The organism is Neoakkermansia glycaniphila (assembly GCF_900097105.1).
Taxonomy (GTDB): domain Bacteria; phylum Verrucomicrobiota; class Verrucomicrobiia; order Verrucomicrobiales; family Akkermansiaceae; genus Akkermansia; species Akkermansia glycaniphila.
Window position 1 is genome coordinate 629733 of the sequence record NZ_LT629973.1, and the last position, 16869, is coordinate 646601.

Sequence of the window (16869 nt, forward strand, 5' to 3'; positions counted from 1 at the left end):
ACTCAAAAACAACCACCGGAACAACCGCATTCCCCCAAAACATATGGAACACGAACAACACCGCACCTCGTGCCAACCCCTCTTTCACCCGAACCTCCTCACACCTTCCACCAGCTCACCGCACACATTCCGGCAGCAACGGACGCAACTCACCCTGTGGATACCCTCCGCCCCGCCCCGCAAGCCTCTCCGGCGCCCCCGTATCACCCTGCCCAACTGACAATCAAAAACATCCCTTCAAACATGTCGAAACAATTCTCCCTCATGACCATAGATCACACCTCAACACCTTGGCTCGCCCCCATCCATCCGGCGGACACCTTGCCCCAACGCATCGAAAAACTCCTTGCCCCCGACAGCGACCCCGAACATAAAAAAGAAGCCTTCCAATGGCTCCTGCTCGAAGCCGAACTCGGCAACACCATAGCGCAGCACCGCCTCTGCCGCTGCTATCTCACCGGGTGCGGCACGCGCAAAGACTTCCGGCAAGCATCCCGGTGGTGCCGCAAAGCTGCCGAGCAAAACCACATCTCCGCCCAGTACGAACTGGCCGAACTCTACAGCCATGGCCGCGGCGTCACCCGCAACCAGGTCGTCGCCGCCAAATGGTACAGAAAAGCGGCACGCCAGAACCACCTGCCCGCGCAGGCCGAACTCGGCAGACGCTACGGCATCGGTAAAGGAGTGCCGCACAACGAAGGCAAAGCTGCATACTGGTACGGCCTCGCCGCCGAACAAGGCCTCGCCTGCGCCCAGTACCAGCTCGCCATCCGGTACATCCATGGAGCTGGCCTCCCAGCCAACCCGCAACATGCCTATGCATGGTGCCGCCTCTCTGCCGAACAGGGATATGCACAGGCGCAAACCTGCCTCGGCTGGATGTACGCGGACGGCTTCGGCACTCGTCACGACCCGGAACTCGCCGTCCAGTGGTACCTGAAAGCCGCAGAACAAATGCAGCCGCAAGCCCACTACAACCTTGGAAAACTGTATGCGGAAGGCTCCCGCATCAGGCAAAACATGCAGGAAGCCCGCAAACACCTCGAACAGGCCGCGGAATACGGCTACCAACCCGCTCAAGAAGCGCTGCTCACTCTACACTGAGGCATATGGTCACAGAAAATCGTCAAAATTATCCTTGACCTCAACTCACCGAAAACCATACCATGTAAACGGAAACCTTTTCCCATGAAAACATTACCTATCATCCTTGCCATCGGCCTCCTTGGAACGCCTCTCGGAGTCGGCAAACCCGAATCGCAACCGGCCTCCCCCGAAGCGGAACGCTTATTCCGCAAAGCAGCCGAACAAGGCAACAAGGATGCCGAAGAACAACGGAAAATAATCAGACAGACCTTGCAACCCGCTCTTTCAGAGAAGCCTGACAACATTCCCGAATCGCCTGATGCAGCGGCATCGCAACAGACTCTCCAACCGCTCGATCAGCAACAGCTCAAACAATTGATCACATTTGCCGAACAAGGAAATAGCAACGCCCAATACCTCCTTGGCGCCATTTTCATGAACGGAACCGGAATCGAAAAAAACGAAACCAAAGCATTCGAGTGGTTCAAAAAAGCAGCCGTTCAAAACCATACAAAAGCCCAATGCATGCTCGGAATGTGCTACTTACAGGGCATTGGAACGAAAAAAGATGAAAAACAGGGAATCGAGATCATACAAAAAGTTGTGGCACAAGGCGACGCAAAAGCCAAATACCTTCTCGGTTTGTGCTATCTCGAAGGTACGGGGGTTAAGAAAAATGCAACCCGCGGATTTCAGCTAATGGCTCAGGCAGCAGAACAGGGTGATAGCGAATCACAAAGCGCTCTCGGTGTGTGCTATGAGAAAGGTATCGGAACTGAAAAAAATACGGCGAAATCATTTCAATGGTTTAAAAAAGCAGCGGAACAAGGCGATAGCAACGCACAGTTCATAATCGGGTTACACTACATCCAAGGCACGGCCACAAAGAAAAATACGAAGGAAGCGGAACACTGGCTTCAGAAATCCGCCGATCAAGGCAATCAGGAAGCTGCGGAACTCCTGCAAATGATCCGCCAAACCATGCAACCGAAGCTCGAACCGGATAAAACTCCCGAATAGTCTTCCCTGCACCTGTAACTCATCAATCCCCCTCTGCCTCAAAACAATCCGCCTCCGGCCTATATCTTCAGCATCCGATTCCATCACAAACCAATTCAAGCACCCACATGAAAACAACCATCTACGTCTTCGCCGGCATCATGGCGGCTTACCTGCCTGCAATCGCTCAGCATAAACCTGTTACAGCCGTCACAGAACAAACCGGCAGCCCCGTCATGGAGAAGCTCTCCATCGAACAATTGACCGCTCGCGCCGAACAGGGAAACGCCGATGCCCAGTGCGAACTCGCCACACGCTACGGCAATGGTGAAGGAGTCAACGTCGATATCAAGCAGGCTATCCGTTGGTTCCGAAAGGCAGCCGAACAAAAGCACCCCCGTGCTCTCGGAGCCATGGGAATGGCCTACCTCCTAGGACGAGGCATCCCGCAGGACACGCAAAAAGCCATCAGCCTCCTCCAACAGGCGGCAGACATGGGAGACTCCAAATCCCAGGTACTGCTGGCAATCTGCTACGCATCGGGGCGCGGTGTCCCGCAGGACATGGCCAAAGCCGAACAACTGGCTCATCAAATTGCCGCACACGGCACTCCAAGTGCGAAATATGACCTCGCCGCCAGCTATCTGCGGGGAGAAGGATTCCCACCATCACCGGAACGCGGCTTTGCCCTCATGAAGGATGCCTGCGAACATGGAGTGCTGCATGCCAAGGGAGCTTTGGGAGTCTGTTACCTCCAGGGCCTCGGCACCGCACAGGATGCCGCACAAGGACTGCGCCTCCTGCAGGAAGCCGCCGATGAAGGAGACATCCAATCCGGGGCAAATCTTGGAGCCGCTTACATTCAGGGAATCGGCGTCGAAAAAAACATCGGCAAAGCCATTCCCCTCTTGCGCAAAGCAGCAGAACAGGGGGATAGCACGGCTCAATGCAACCTCGGCTTCTGCTACCAGGATGCCATCGGCGAACACCACGATCCCGAACAAGCCGCCTACTGGTTCGAAAAATCAGCCAAACAGGGCAATCGACGGGGGCAATACATGCTCGGCCTCAGCTACTACACGGCGGATGGCCTGCCCCGCGACCTCGAACAGGCAGTTTACTGGTTCCGCACGGCAGCAGAAAACGGCATCCCTGATGCCCAAACCCACCTCGGCCTCTGTTACGTGCAAGGAGGCGGCGTACAGGCCGACCCGGCGCAGGCATTCCTCTGGTTCACCAAAGCCGCTCAACAAGGAAATACGGACGGACAGCGCAACCTCGGCCTCTGCTATGCGGACGGCCTCGGTACCGACAAAAACCCGGCCAAAGCCATCGAATGGTTCACCAAGGCAGCCGAACAGCAGGACAGCCAGGCACAATATGCTCTGGCTTGCTGCTATGCTGAAAACAACCTCCCCGGACTGCCCGACATGGCCAAAGCCTTCTACTGGTTCCAAAAAGCGGCAGCACAGAACTACCCGGACGCCCAATACCGCCTCGGCAAATGCTACATCGAAGGCTCCGGAACCGAAAAGAACAGCAAACTCGGCATCGAATGGCTCAACAAAGCCATCGCACAAGGGCAGGAAGACGCCCGGCTCTACCTCACCCGCCAAGCCCCGTTAGCAGACACCGAACTCACCCTTGAACAAATCCGCCAACAAGCCGAACAGGGCAATGCGGAAGCTCAATTCTACCTCGGAGAATGCTACCGGCAGGGCATCAGCATGGAACAAAACCCCGCCAAGGCCTTCCAACTCTACACAAAATCGGCGGCTCAAAACTATGCCCCGGCTCAAGCGCTCCTCGGCTACTGCCATCAAAACGGAATAGGCACCGGCAAAAATCCTCAGGAAGCCGTCCTCTGGTACCGCAAAGCGGCAGACCAAGGCAATGCACAAGGCCAGAGAATGCTGGGCGTCTGGTACATGCAAGGAGACGGCACTCCGGAAAACATGGCACAAGCTGTTTCTTGGTTCGAAAAAGCCGCCATGCAGGGCAACGCCATCGCCCAGTACAATCTGGGTATCTGCCATCTGCAGGGCCAAGGCACACCTGCAGACCCGCAAAAAGCCATCCTTTGGCTCACCAAAGCGGCCGAAAACGGCGATGCCAATGCACCCTACACCCTCGGAGAACTCTACGGTAACAGCGGCCAAGTACCGAAAAACATGCAACTGGCCCTCCAATGGATCCGCATGGCCGCCGAACGAAATCAAGCCGATGCTCAATACAGGCTGGGAGCCACCCTTTTGCTGGGCGACGGTCTCCCTAAAGACGAAAAACAGGGTATCATGTGGACGCGCAAAGCCGCCGATCAAGGCCATATCGAAGCACAAAACAACCTTGGCCTCGCCTACCTGAACGGCACAGGCACACCGCGCGACTATGAACAGGCATTCTACTGGTACAAACAGGCGGCAGAACAAGGGAACGCCACCGCCCAATACAACCTGGGACTCATGTATTCCCAGGGCAAAGGCACCGAGAAAAACATCCTGGAAGCGGAACGCCTGTTCCGCAATGCAGCCGAACAAGGCTACAAGGATGCCGAAGAACAACTGAAAAAAATCCGCCAAACCATGCAGCCGAATCTCTACCCGGAAAAAGAACCGGATCACACGCCCGAATGGCCTACCTTACACCTGTAACTCATCAATCCCCCCCCTCCGCCTCAAAACAATCCCCCTCCGTCATATATCTTCAACATTCGATCTCATCACCAACCAATTCAAGCATTCACATGAAAACAAGCATCTACATCCTCGCCGGCATCATGGCGGCAGCCCTGCCCGCCTCCGGCCAGCAACCCACAGTCGCCCCCGAAAGCATCGTCCCTCAGCAACATCCTGAAAACAGCATGGACCAACTCTCCTTCACTCAAGTCAAAAAACTTGCCGAACAAGGGGACACCTATGCACAAGCCGCTCTCGGCATCCGTTATCTTGAAGGCAGCGGTACAGAGAAAAACCCGGAACTCGCCTTCCGATGGTTACAAAAAGCCGCCAAACAGGGTTTCCCATCCGCGCAACGTCTCCTTGGCTATTGTTATAAGGATGGGATCGGTACAGAGAAAAACATGGATAACGCGATCACGTGGCTCAAAAAAGCTGCCGAACAGGGCGATGCCCCAGCTCAATGTATTCTCGGCTTTAGCTACATGGAGGGTACCGGTACAGAAAAAAACATGCGTCTCGCTTTCTACTGGTTCAAAGAAGCCGCTGAACAAGAAAATGTACAGGCTCAAAAATACCTCGGCGTCTGCTATCTGGAAGGAAAAGGCACCGATAAAAATACAATTCTCGCTTTTCAATGGTTCAAAAAAGCCGCTGAACGAGGCGATGTTGATGCCCAATACAATCTCAGTTTATGCTACATGACAGGCGACGGGACTGAAAAACACCCGGAACTCGCGCTCCAGTGGTGCAAACAAGCAGCCGCACAAGGTCTTGCCCCGGCTCAATACAACCTTGGAGTCCATTACCTCAAGGGAATCATTATACAACAAAACCTGACGCTCGCTTTCCAGTGGATCCAAAAAGCTGCAGAACAAGGCTACGCTGAAGCAGAAAACGCCCTCGGAGGTTTCTACATACAAGGTACCGGTACAGAACAAAATCCGGAACTCGCTTTCCAATGGTTCAAAAAAGCAGCAGAGCAAGGTCATGCAAATTCTCAATATAACCTCGGAATCTTCTATATGGACGGCATCGGCATGGAGAAAAACTCAGAGCTCGCCTTCCAGTGGTTACAAAAAGCCGCAGCACAGGGTTTCACGGAGGCTCAAGGCTACCTCGGCTTCTGTTATATGGAAGGAAAAGGCACCGAAAAGAACCTCCGTGAAGCGGAACTCTGGTTCGGCAAAGCTGCTGCACAAGGCGACAAATATGCCGAAGAACAACTGGAACAAATCCGCCTAAAGCAATAATTTTACGGCTCGCGTAGGGTTCACTCCATCGGATTCAGATGAAACAAGCTCGCTTCTTCCTCGCCGGCATCATGGCGGCAGCATGGCCCGTGTACGCACTGTCGGCACCTGAATCTCCCGGCGAATATGTCCATACGCGGCACTTCATCACGGAACACGCGGATGGAAGCACGGCCTACCTTGACTATCGTATCACGAACAACGGCATCATTCTCGAAATCAACGACGGCACCGACATCTCCCGGCGCATCCTGTTCCTGCGCTATATCCCGGACGAAACGGGTAAACTCGTCGCCTGCCTGTTGACCATCCGCTACATGACCTTCGATGAAAAAATCAGCAACGACTACATCCCCGATTCCAACACCCCCGACCTGCACACGGCATGGGCTCGCAACAGGCAGGGCAGCATGGAATTGATCTCCTCGACTGGCGATGAGAAACTGAACAAACTCGACATCGAACGCGAATTCAAGCACCTCCTGCAGGAATGCCGCAAGCACGCAGGCCAGCTGGGTAATCGTCCACCCCAAACAGCTTCAGCAGCAGCCGAAGCCCCGGCTCACACCGCACCCCAGTAGCTCCGCGTCCTGTGAGGAATCGTCAGCACGCCATCCCTGCTTGCCGACTCGAACAGCCGCACCAAAGCTTCCAGATAAGCCGCATATCCCGCATCCCCTTCACGCAAAGCATAGGAGGCCGACAGATTTCTGCCCAAAAAACCTTCAAGATCGAATGTCAAATCATTGGCATACTCCCGGAACTCATAAACACCGTCCCGGAAAAAACGGCGAAATTGCGAATCTCCCTCTTCCTCCATGCCACCGCTGAACCCCTTGAACTCCGGGCAGAATTCGGCACACAGCCGGGCATTGGCAAGCACTACCGGATCATCCGCCACCCGGCTGTTCCAAACGAGGGCCACGCGGCCTTCATTCCTCAGAACTCGCCTGCACTCCTTCCGGAAGGCAGCCGCATCGAACCAATGAAACGCCTGCCCCGCCGTCACCAGATCGGCACATGCGCCATCCAGCCCCGTCGCCTCGGCCGTTCCCTTGCGTGCTCGGAACCCTTCATATCCTCCCAAAGTCCGCTCGGCCACGGCCCTCATCTCATCGTTCGGCTCCACGGCATACACGGACAAGCCCTTCTCCAGCAACTGGCGGGTCAGCTTGCCCGTACCGGAACCGACATCGGCCACGGCACATCCGGCAGACAACCCATGCTCCCGCACAAGATCATCCAGCCATTCCGCCGGATAGCCCGGCCTGAACCGCTCATACACATCGGACTTGCCTGAAAAACGCTCGGTCGAATCCATCATTCCCTCCTTTTGCGCAGGCAAACAGACAGCCTGCATACAATGCCATTGTACGCGGAAAATCCGGGCGGACAAGAACCCTCCGCGGCATCCCTGCACGGCCGCCGCCCATACCCGCCTTTTTGCTTTACCTCACAGGGGAAAGCATGTACTCTTTCTGCCAGACACATGCCAGAAAATTTCACCCAGTTCCTCCATGCCTACGACATGATCCCGCTCTCCTTGGCCGGATACATCCTCGGAGCCATCCTCATCCTTGCCCATGCCATCGCGCTCATCTTCCCGCAGAAAGTGCAAGGCATCCTGAGCCGCTCGGCACGCAACGACAAGGCGGCGGCCCTCCTGCTGGCCGTGGACTTCCTGTGGTTCGCCATCATGCTGGGAGGCTGGGGCCCCTTCGCGCCCATGAAAGTATGGCTTTACGAATTCGAAGGCATCCGCGGCCTCCTCATCATCCTCTGCCCCATCACCTGCATCCTGCTCATTACCTTCGTCAAAGACCTCCTCTTCCCCCGTGCGCTCGGCATGTTCGGCTTGCTCGCCGCAGCACCCTTCCTGTACGCCGCCTTCCTCGAAGACCCCGGCACGCGCCTCCTCATACCGATCTGGTGCTACGCGGTCATCACCCTCAGCATCTTCTGGATCGCCAAACCGTACCTGTACCGCAACATGGTCGCCGCTCTGCTCGCTCGCCCCAAACTCTGGGCGCAGCTCTGCATCGCCGGCATCGCCTACGGCATCGCCGTACTCGTCTCCGCCATCCTGTACTGGTAACACACATCTTCCCGGCATGAAACAAACCTGCGACACCATCTTCACCGCCGCCTTCGTCGTCACCCAGAACGAAACGCGCACCGTCATCCCGCAGGGGGCTATCGCCGTCTCCGGCAACCGCATCGCGGCAGTCGGCCCGGCAAGCGACATCGCCTCCGCATGGGAAGCCGGGGAAACCGTCTCCCTCGACAACGCCGCCCTCATGCCCGGCCTCATCAACGGCCACACCCACATCCCGATGAGCGCACTGCGCGGCTACTCGGACGACAAAAACCTGATGGACTGGCTCACGAAAGACATCTTTCCCATCGAAGCCCACCTCACCCCGGAAATCATCCGCACCGCCTCCGAATTCTCCTGCGCCGAAATGATGCGCACCGGCACTACCGCCTTCTACGACATGTACATGCACGAACGCTCCGTCTTCCAGGCGGCGGACCGCATGGGCATGCGTGCCGTCATGGGAGAATCCATGACCCACTTCTTCCCGGGACTCTCCGCCGCCTCCGAACAGGAACTCCGCGACCTCATCCTCGCCCTCGCCGAAGAATGGAAAGGCCACCCGCGCATCAAGGGAGCCATCGTCCCCCACGCCATCTACACCACCGGTCCCGACTTCCTCCAGCGATGCCGCGCCCTCGCGGACGAACTCGGCTGGCAATTCGGCATGCACCTCTCCGAAACTTCCGGAGAAACCGAACGATGCCTCAAACAGCACGGCCAGCGCCCCGTCGAATACTGCCGCAGCCTCGGCATCCTGCGCCCCGACACCACCCTCTTCCACATGGTCGATACCGACGGCGAAGACCTCGACACCATCGCCGAAGCCGGATGCGCCATCGTCCACAACCCGGCCTCGAACATGAAACTCACCTCCGGAGCCGCCCCCATCGAAGCCATGCTCTCCCGCGGCATACCTGTCGGCCTCGGCACGGACGGCCCTGCCAGCAACAATAGCCAGAACATGGTCCGGGAAATGTACCTCTGCTCTCTGCTCCAGAAGCTCGACACCATGGACCCCACCGCCCTGCCCGCCCAAACCGCTCTCGACATGGCCACCCGGGGCAGCGCCCGCGCCCTCCACTGGGAAGGCCTCGGCACCATCGAACCCGGCAGCATCGCCGACTTCGTCGCCCTCGGGCTCGACGAACCCAACATGCAGCCCGTCCACAACATCGTCTCGAACATCGTCTATGCCGCCACAGGACTCGAAAACCGCCTCACCGTCGTCGACGGGCGCATCCTCTACCGCGAAGGCCGCTACCTCTCCTGCGACTACGAAGCCCTGAAAGGCGAAATCGCCGCCATCCGGCAATGGATCGCCTCCAAGGCATCCTGACCGGAACCCCCATGCCAGCCCCCGCCGACATCATCCGCCACCTCTCCTTCGCCGCCATCGACTTCGAATCGGCCGGAGCCGCGCCGGGAGAAACGGACCAGCCCGTCCAGATCGGCATTGCCCGCATCGACGGCACGGCAGGCGCCATCCGCACCTGGACATCCTACATCGCCGTCACCCGCCCCGTCCGCTGGACCGCGTCCAAAATCCACGGCATCACCACGGAAATGCTCGCCGAGGCACCGCCCTACATCAGCCTCTGGCCCCCAATCAAAGAACATCTTGAAGGCACCGTCGCCATCGGCCACAACCACTCCACCGAACAGCGATTCCTCCGCCAATTTCCCGGGCACGGCTTCGGCCCGTGGCTGGACACCCTCGCCCTCGCCCGCGCCTGCCTTCCGGCTCTCCCCTCCCACAGCCTCGGCGACATCGCTTCCGCCCTCGGATTGACGGAACAAATCTCCGCCATCGTCCCCGGCAAAACATGGCACGATGCCCTGTACGACGCCACAGCCAGCCTCTGCATACTCCTCCACCTCATCCGGGAACTGCAACTCGAAGACGCGCCGCTCGACCGCCTCGGCTTCGCACTGACCTTCTGACAGCCGGTGCATTTCCCGGCCATCGGCAAACTCAATCCACCAGCACCTCGCGCGGGCGATTCGCCCCGTCGGAAGGAGCCACAATACCGCGCTGCTCCATCAGCTCCAGCATGCGGGCGGCCTTGCCGTAGCCGATGCGAAGCCTCCTCTGAAGCAGAGACGTACTCGCCTTGCGCTCCACAATCACAATCTCGATACATCGCTGCAGCAACTCCGCATCCTGGGCATCGATCGAATCGCCGCCGGATGAACCGTCGCCTCCATCACTCTCCATACTCTGCTGCACCTCCTCATGGAAACTCTGCTTCGCCTGCGTGGCGCAATGCTTCACGATCTTTTCCACCTCCTCATCGGAAACGAACGCACCTTGCGCACGCTCCAGCTTGGCGGAACCCGGCGGCAAATACAGCAGATCGCCCTTGCCCACCAGCTTCTCGGCGCCCGAAGAATCGAGAATGATGCGGCTATCCAGCGCACTGGACACCTGAAAGGCGATGCGCGACGGAATATTCGCCTTGATCATCCCCGTCACCACATCCGAACGCGGCGTCTGAGTCGCCACAATCAGGTGAATACCTGCGGCACGGGCCTTCTGCGTCAAACGGGCGATATAATTCTCCAAATCCTCCTTCACCACCATCATCAGATCGGCGAGCTCGTCGATAATAATCACGATATACGGAATCCTGTCCGGCATCTCGTCTCCAGCATCAAGATCAAGCTCGTCCTGTCCGTCGTCCTCATCTTCCGGCATCGTATCGTCGTCCTGGCTCTCCAGCTCGCGGGCGATGCGATCCGCCAGCTCGAAATCGGGTTCTTCCGGCTCTTCGCTTTCCTCCTCCACGGGCTCATCCTTCGGGCGTGCATTGAACGACTCGAAATTGCGCACCCCCACTTCCGCGAACATGCGGTAGCGGCGCTCCATCTCATTCACTGCCCAGCGCAAAGCGCCGATCACCTTCTTGGGATCCGTCACCACAGGCACGATCAAATGCGGCAGCTTGCGGTACGGCTGCATCTCCACCACCTTCGGATCCACGAGAATCAGGCGCAGCTCGTCCGGCTTGAACTTGTAAAGCATCGACGTAATCATGCTGTTGATGCACACGGACTTGCCGGAACCCGTAGCACCGGCCACCAGCAGATGGGGCATCGCCGCGAGGTCGCCGATCACCGTACGACCGTACACATCCTTGCCCAAGGCCACCGGAATACGCTTCTTCGGCGACAGGAACTCATCGTCCTGCAACAGCTCGCGCAACGCAACGGCAATCTTCTTGCTGTTCGCAATCTCGATGCCGATCGTATCGCGCCCCGGAATGGGAGCCAGAATATTGATACGCTCCGCCTTCGTCGCACGTGCAATATCCTTTTCCAAAGACGTGATCCTGTTCACACGCAACCCCTTGGACGGATAAATCTCATACCGCGTAATCGTCGGCCCCTTCGTAATATTGCCGGCAGCCACCTCCACCCCGAAGGAAAGAAGAGTCTCCACGATAATCTGCTGATTCTCCAGCAAAAGCGCGCGATCATCCTCCGTCTGCTCTCCGGCACTCTCCTCGTAATGCAAAATCTCAAGACTCGGCAGAGCATAGGCATCCATCGCCGCATCCGCCGCCGCTCCATCGTCGGAACGAAGCGTCAAAACCGGGCGTGGAGGCCGCGTGCGCGAAGCATCGATAATCTGAGGCTCCGGATTCTTCACGGAAAGGGGCAGAAAACCCGGCTCCGTCATCGCCACGATCTCCTCCTCCACCTTCTTCTCCAAATCGTCGAGCGGATCGCCGCTCTGGCGGGTACGGCGGGAAACGGCTGCCTTGCGGGAAGGTGTGGACAAAGGCTCCGTAGCCGACTGCAAATCGCCCGTCTCCAGCGCACGGCGGGCATTCTCCTCCTCTCGCTCCCGCATCAGCACAGCCTTGGCCTCCTTGCGGGCCCGGCGGCGCTCGCAGGCCGCCTTCAACCACTGGCGAAAATCATGCCAGAGCACGCGCCCGGCCGCTAAAGGAGTCGTCCCCAGCACATACACGAGAGACACGAGATACGCGAACACACAAAGAATCAGCGAACCGCCCATGCCCATCACCTGGGAAATGAAGCAATGCCCGAACAAATGCCCGAGCGCCCCGCCCGGACCGTACAGCTGGTGTTCCGCCGCCCATGCGGAAAGCACCCAAGGCTGCACGCTCAACATCATACACGCGGACAACACCGCGCAGCCGAAAGCAATCCACATCCGCAGGCGAATCTCGCCATGGTGCACGATCTTATAGCAACCGAGCCAGACGAGGCAGGCAGCAGCCATCCACGAAGCAGCGCCGAAACACCAATACGACAAGGCAGCCAGATACCGCCCGAAAAAACCGAAAAAATTGGTATTGGAGGCAACAACCTCCGCCTTCGCATTCAACGCCGTCCAACCCACCTCATTCAGGCGGAACGTCGCCAGAGACAACAACAGCATCAACCCTCCGGCTGCAATCAACGCACCGTAGGCCTTGCCGTGCCATGCAGGCACAGGCGCAGCGGCTTCTTCCTGCCTCACCGTCTTCTCTCTGTCGCGCTTGGACGCCATGGCGCCTATTCTACCGCCGCGAAATCAAAGATCAAGAGGATAATACGGCAGCCGCTGCCGGCACCGAAACGCCGCACGCACTCCCGGAGCACGCACGGCATCAGCACTCGGCATCAATCGTGGTAGGTATATTCCACCTTGTCGAACAGGCCGTAATTGTCCTGCGAAGCCGGGCGATCGCCCAGAAACTTCAAATTCTCCACGCTGCAATAAATGTGAAAGGCAAACTCGGGGCCGAACGTCTGCGTCAGCGAATGGCGCACCTTGCCGTCGATCAGCCACTGCACATGGTACTTGCCGTCCTTGTTCGACAAATCGATCTCGAACGTATGCCAGCCCGGCTTGACCAGCACGGGCACCGAAGAAAACGGATGCGCCTGAGTCGTCATATAGGCCACAAGATCGCCCGGCTTGGCGCCCAGCTTATCGCGCACCTCCTTCTTGCCGTAGCCCACTTCGAAATCGATCTCGTGCTGATCGTCACAGTAAATCCACGAACCCACGCTCGCCTGATCGCCCACGCCCATCTTGGGAACGTACGTCCTCCACTTGTAACGGCCCGTCGTATACACCTGCTCCACCGTCGAAGCCTTCTTGCGGTCATCGGAACCAGCGCGGGTGAAAATCTTCAGGCAACCCTTCTCGATCGAACACTGCTGATTCGGATTGGAATCCTGGCTGTACAGCTTCCATCCGTCCAGATTATCGAAATTCCACACCTTCTTGGCCGGAGACTTGCTTTGCTTGCTCTCGGCCGCAACCGCACCGGCTGCCAGAGCCAGCCCGCCGAACACGAGAAAACGAAATACATTCTTCATAAAACAATATTATATAAATGCACGAACAGCATCCTTTCGCAGACGCGATTCACGCACATCCTACAGAAAATATTCCATGAAGCAAGCTGAAAACGACAAAGTAAAACACCTCCTTCATCTGCCGCCGGGGCAAAATGAAGAAGGCGGTCAATCACAGAAACCTCTTCTCCGGACGAACCGGATCAAAGAGCTTCCTTGGCCTTTTGAGAACCCTCGGTAATCGTATCGCCGACAGTGGAAACATCCCTGCCGACTCCGCTCACGGTATTGCACGACGTGAGAGCCACACTGGCGCCAATAAGAATCAATATCTTTTTCATAATGTCGAATGGATCAATTGCACCTTCCTTCTAAACCATCGCGCGCATTCTGTCAATCAGGAAGAAGGACACCCCTCCTAATTGATAGAAACTGCATTCTCTCATGAAAAACAAGGCCTTCCGACTACTCATCAAAAGCGGCGAATCAACCGTCCATCGAAGAAAACCATGATAGAACAACCGGCCCTCCCGCGTATGTACGGGTATGGACAAATCCAAGCTCATCGGAACATCCCTTTGCACGGCAGGCCTTCTTGGAACACTCGCCCTTGCCGCTCCCTCCGCCCCCGTCAATGAAAAAACGGCCATCGTCCCCCTGCCCGCCAGCATCGCCGAACAAACGGGTACCCCGGGATTCTCCCTGAAAAACCCGATCATCACCGACAATCCCGCACTCTACCGGCACATGCAGCAGCTCGGATTGCCCACATCCCTCGCCCCGGACAACGTGGACCTCTTCATCGGTCCGGACATCTCCGCCAGCACATCGCAAGGCACCACCGGCAATCAGGAAGGCTACACCCTGACCGTCACACCGAACCGCATCACCATCGCAGCCAACTCCGATGCAGGTATCTTCTATGCCCTCACCACACTCGCACAAAGCATCGTCAAGGATGCCGACGGCAACGCCGCCATCCCCTCCATGAACATCACCGACGCTCCCCGCTTCGAATGGCGCGGCCTCATGGTGGACAGCTGCCGCCGCGCACGCTCCGTCGATGAAATCAAAAAAATGATCGACCTCATGGCGCATTACAAACTCAACCGCATGCACTGGCACCTCACGGACGACCAGGGCTGGCGCATGGAAAGCAAAAAATATCCCAAACTCACCGAAATCGGCGGCAAACGCTCCGAAACACCCATCATGGGCCAGCGCAACAAAGGAGACGGCACACCCTACCAGGCCTTCTACACTCAGGAGCAAATCCGCGACATCGTCGCCTACGCTAAGGCGCGCCACATCACCGTCGTCCCGGAAATCGAAGTCCCCGGCCATGCCGCAGCGGCCATCACTGCCTACCCCGAACTGGGCAACAAAGACATCCCCGGCTACAACCCCTCCGTCGTCACCCGCTGGGGAGTCTTCCCGTACATCTTCTCCCCCAGCGAAGAAACCTTCACCTTCCTCGACAACATCTTCGCCGAAGTCTGCGAACTCTTCCCGGACAGCCCCTACATCCACATCGGCGGCGACGAAGCCCCCAAGGACCAGTGGAAAAAATCACCCTTTGCGCAAAAAATCATGAAGGAAAACGGCCTCAAAAACGAAGAGGAACTCCAGAGCTACTTCATCCGCCGCGTCGAAAAACTGGCCAACGCCCGAGGCAAAAAAATCATCGGATGGGATGAAATACAGGAGGGCGGCCTCTCCCCCACTGCCACCATGATGGTCTGGCGCGATGCGAAATGGGCTCTCCACGCACTCCAGCAGGGCAACCACGTCATCATGGTGCCGAACAGCCACTACTACTTCGACTACTCTCAGGGAGCCAAACCCGCAGACCCCGCCTACGAAACCATCAACAGCGGCAACCTCGACTGGAAACGCGTCTACCAAAGCGACCCCATCATCCCGGGCGTCACCCCCGAACAGGAAAAACTCGTCCTCGGCGTACAGGGCAACCTGTGGAGCGAATACATCCCCACCATGCAAAAATGGGAATACCAGGCATTCCCCCGCGCCATCGCCCTCGCGGAAATAGCATGGACTCCCAAAGAGAAAAAAGACATCAAGGACTTCGAAACCCGACTCCAGAAACAACACCCCTACCTCGACGGAAAAAAAGTCAACTTCCGCATGGACGACGGCACCCCAAGGCAGGACAGAAACGCCAAATAACGCACCGAACAACTAAAACAGCAGGAAGCCGCCCAGAACGGGCGGCTTCTTTTCGTTCTCCCCATCCGCCGCACAATCCATGCAGCATTTTGAACTCGCCATCGGATGCACCGTGTGCTAGAGTCCCCCGAGCCTTTTACCTGAATGCCACGCATATGAGCGAATACATCCTTCCCCACGTCGATGGATACCTGAAAATCGGACAGGAATTCTCCTGTTCCGATATTCACCTTGCAGTCAACTGCCCACCGACATGGAGACGCTTCGGACAACTGCAACCCATCTGGACGGAAGCTCCGAAACTGCAGCCAGCCGACACGGAAATGCTCGTCAACAGCTTCCTCACCGATGTCGAATGGGCGCGACTTCGCGAAAAAGGCGACGTCGACTTCGCCTACCAGAACGAATACGGCCGCTACCGCGCCTCCGTCGTACGCCAGCGCCTCGGATACGACATCTGCTTCCGCATCATCAACACCACCATCCGCACCATGGAGGAAATCGGCCTGCCGACCGAATACATCAAACCCCTCACCCGCTACACGAACGGCCTCATCCTCGTCACGGGCGCAGTCGGTTCCGGCAAATCCACCACCCTCGCCTCCATCATCGACTTCATCAACACCGACAGGCACGACCACATCATCACGCTGGAAGACCCCATCGAATACATCTTCCCCTCCAAAAACTGCCACGTCAACCAGCGAGAAGTCCACAAACACACCGAATCCTTCGCCCGAGCCCTCCGAGGCGCACTCCGCGAAGACCCGGACGTCATCATGGTCGGTGAAATGCGCGACCTCGAAACCATCCAGCTTGCCCTCACCGCAGCCGAAACGGGCCACCTCGTCCTCGGCACCCTCCACACCGGCTCCGCCGCACGCACCATCGACCGCGTACTCGACGTCTTCCCGAACGAACAGCGCGACCAGATCCGCATCATGGTCAGCGAATCCCTCCGCGGCATCCTCTCCCAACAGCTCATCCCCAAAGCCAGCGGAGACGGCCGCGTCATGGCTCTCGAAATGCTCGTCAACACCGCCGCCATCGCCAACTGCATCCGCGAAGGCAAAACCTTCATGATCCCCGGAATCATCCAGACGGGGAAAGCACAGGGCATGCGCCTCATGGACGACTCCCTCCAGCAACTGTACAAATCCGGCCTCATCACCGCACAGGACTGCCTCAACCGCGCCGACAACAAAACGCTCATGAAGCAATTCCTCGGCATCCACTAAACCGCACCCCTTACCTC

Annotated in this window: 15 protein-coding genes; 11 read left to right on the forward strand and 4 right to left on the reverse strand. The window is 57.6% G+C overall.

Annotated features, from left to right (window positions below):
- The first annotated feature begins 43 nt into the window (after positions 1-43).
- The 6 genes from PYTT_RS13555 (at position 44) to PYTT_RS02585 (ending at position 6594) form a co-directional block, all read left to right on the forward strand.
- Complete coding sequence (locus tag PYTT_RS13555) at positions 44-220, forward strand: hypothetical protein (protein ID WP_172801751.1); 177 nt, start codon at positions 44-46, stop codon at positions 218-220.
- Positions 221-264: 44 nt separating this feature from the next.
- Complete coding sequence (locus PYTT_RS02565; protein WP_172801752.1) at positions 265-1104, forward strand: tetratricopeptide repeat protein; 840 nt, start codon at positions 265-267, stop codon at positions 1102-1104.
- An 84-nt stretch (positions 1105-1188) separates the two neighbouring features.
- Complete coding sequence (locus tag PYTT_RS02570) at positions 1189-2106, forward strand: tetratricopeptide repeat protein (protein WP_067776475.1); 918 nt, start codon at positions 1189-1191, stop codon at positions 2104-2106.
- A gap of 107 nt (positions 2107-2213) precedes the next feature.
- The gene (locus tag PYTT_RS13255) at positions 2214-4736 is read left to right on the forward strand and encodes an SEL1-like repeat protein (RefSeq protein WP_067776478.1); all 2523 of its coding nucleotides are present in this window, start codon (positions 2214-2216) and stop codon (positions 4734-4736) included.
- A gap of 92 nt (positions 4737-4828) precedes the next feature.
- The gene (locus PYTT_RS02580; RefSeq protein WP_067776481.1) at positions 4829-6013 is read left to right on the forward strand and encodes an SEL1-like repeat protein; all 1185 of its coding nucleotides are present in this window, start codon (positions 4829-4831) and stop codon (positions 6011-6013) included.
- Positions 6014-6051: 38 nt separating this feature from the next.
- Complete coding sequence (locus PYTT_RS02585) at positions 6052-6594, forward strand: hypothetical protein (protein ID WP_067776484.1); 543 nt, start codon at positions 6052-6054, stop codon at positions 6592-6594.
- On the opposite strand, the gene PYTT_RS02590 is transcribed toward PYTT_RS02585, so the two are convergent.
- Positions 6576-7334 (reverse strand): class I SAM-dependent methyltransferase, encoded by a 759-nt coding sequence (locus tag PYTT_RS02590; protein WP_067776604.1) that lies wholly within the window; start codon positions 7332-7334, stop codon positions 6576-6578. The two genes, PYTT_RS02585 and PYTT_RS02590, sit on opposite strands and share 19 nt — an antisense overlap.
- A 168-nt stretch (positions 7335-7502) precedes the next feature.
- Between PYTT_RS02590 and PYTT_RS02595 the strand changes: the two genes are divergently transcribed.
- The 3 genes from PYTT_RS02595 to PYTT_RS02605 are packed head-to-tail and all read left to right on the forward strand — an operon-like array spanning position 7503 to position 10052.
- A complete protein-coding gene (locus tag PYTT_RS02595; RefSeq protein WP_067776487.1) occupies positions 7503-8108 on the forward strand; it encodes a hypothetical protein in 606 nt (201 codons plus the stop codon).
- 16 nt (positions 8109-8124) lie between these two features.
- Positions 8125-9447, forward strand: coding sequence for an amidohydrolase family protein (locus PYTT_RS02600; protein WP_067776490.1), 1323 nt, complete (start codon positions 8125-8127; stop codon positions 9445-9447).
- On the forward strand, positions 9423-10052 hold the full coding sequence (locus tag PYTT_RS02605; RefSeq protein ID WP_197677912.1) for a 3'-5' exonuclease: 630 nt from the start codon (positions 9423-9425) through the stop codon (positions 10050-10052). The genes PYTT_RS02600 and PYTT_RS02605 overlap by 25 nt, the downstream gene beginning before the upstream one ends.
- 31 nt (positions 10053-10083) lie before the next feature.
- Here PYTT_RS02605 and PYTT_RS02610 read toward each other — a convergent pair whose 3' ends face one another.
- The 3 genes from PYTT_RS02610 to PYTT_RS02620 form a co-directional block, all read right to left on the reverse strand.
- A complete protein-coding gene (locus tag PYTT_RS02610; protein ID WP_067776493.1) occupies positions 10084-12630 on the reverse strand; it encodes a DNA translocase FtsK in 2547 nt (848 codons plus the stop codon).
- Positions 12631-12743: 113 nt separating this feature from the next.
- Positions 12744-13448, reverse strand: a complete 705-nt coding sequence (locus PYTT_RS02615) for a LamG domain-containing protein (RefSeq protein ID WP_067776496.1) — start codon at positions 13446-13448, stop codon at positions 12744-12746.
- A gap of 182 nt (positions 13449-13630) precedes the next feature.
- On the reverse strand, positions 13631-13768 hold the full coding sequence (locus PYTT_RS02620) for a lipoprotein (protein ID WP_067776499.1): 138 nt from the start codon (positions 13766-13768) through the stop codon (positions 13631-13633).
- A 205-nt stretch (positions 13769-13973) separates the two neighbouring features.
- On the opposite strand from PYTT_RS02620, the gene PYTT_RS02625 reads away from it, so the two are divergent.
- Together PYTT_RS02625 and PYTT_RS02630 are read left to right on the forward strand one after the other, a co-directional pair.
- Positions 13974-15614 (forward strand): beta-N-acetylhexosaminidase, encoded by a 1641-nt coding sequence (locus tag PYTT_RS02625; protein WP_067776501.1) that lies wholly within the window; start codon positions 13974-13976, stop codon positions 15612-15614.
- 155 nt (positions 15615-15769) lie between these two features.
- Positions 15770-16852 carry a type IV pilus twitching motility protein PilT gene (locus PYTT_RS02630; protein ID WP_067776504.1) on the forward strand — a complete coding sequence of 361 codons (1083 nt, stop codon included), beginning with the start codon at positions 15770-15772 and terminating at the stop codon, positions 16850-16852.
- Positions 16853-16869 lie beyond the last annotated feature (17 nt).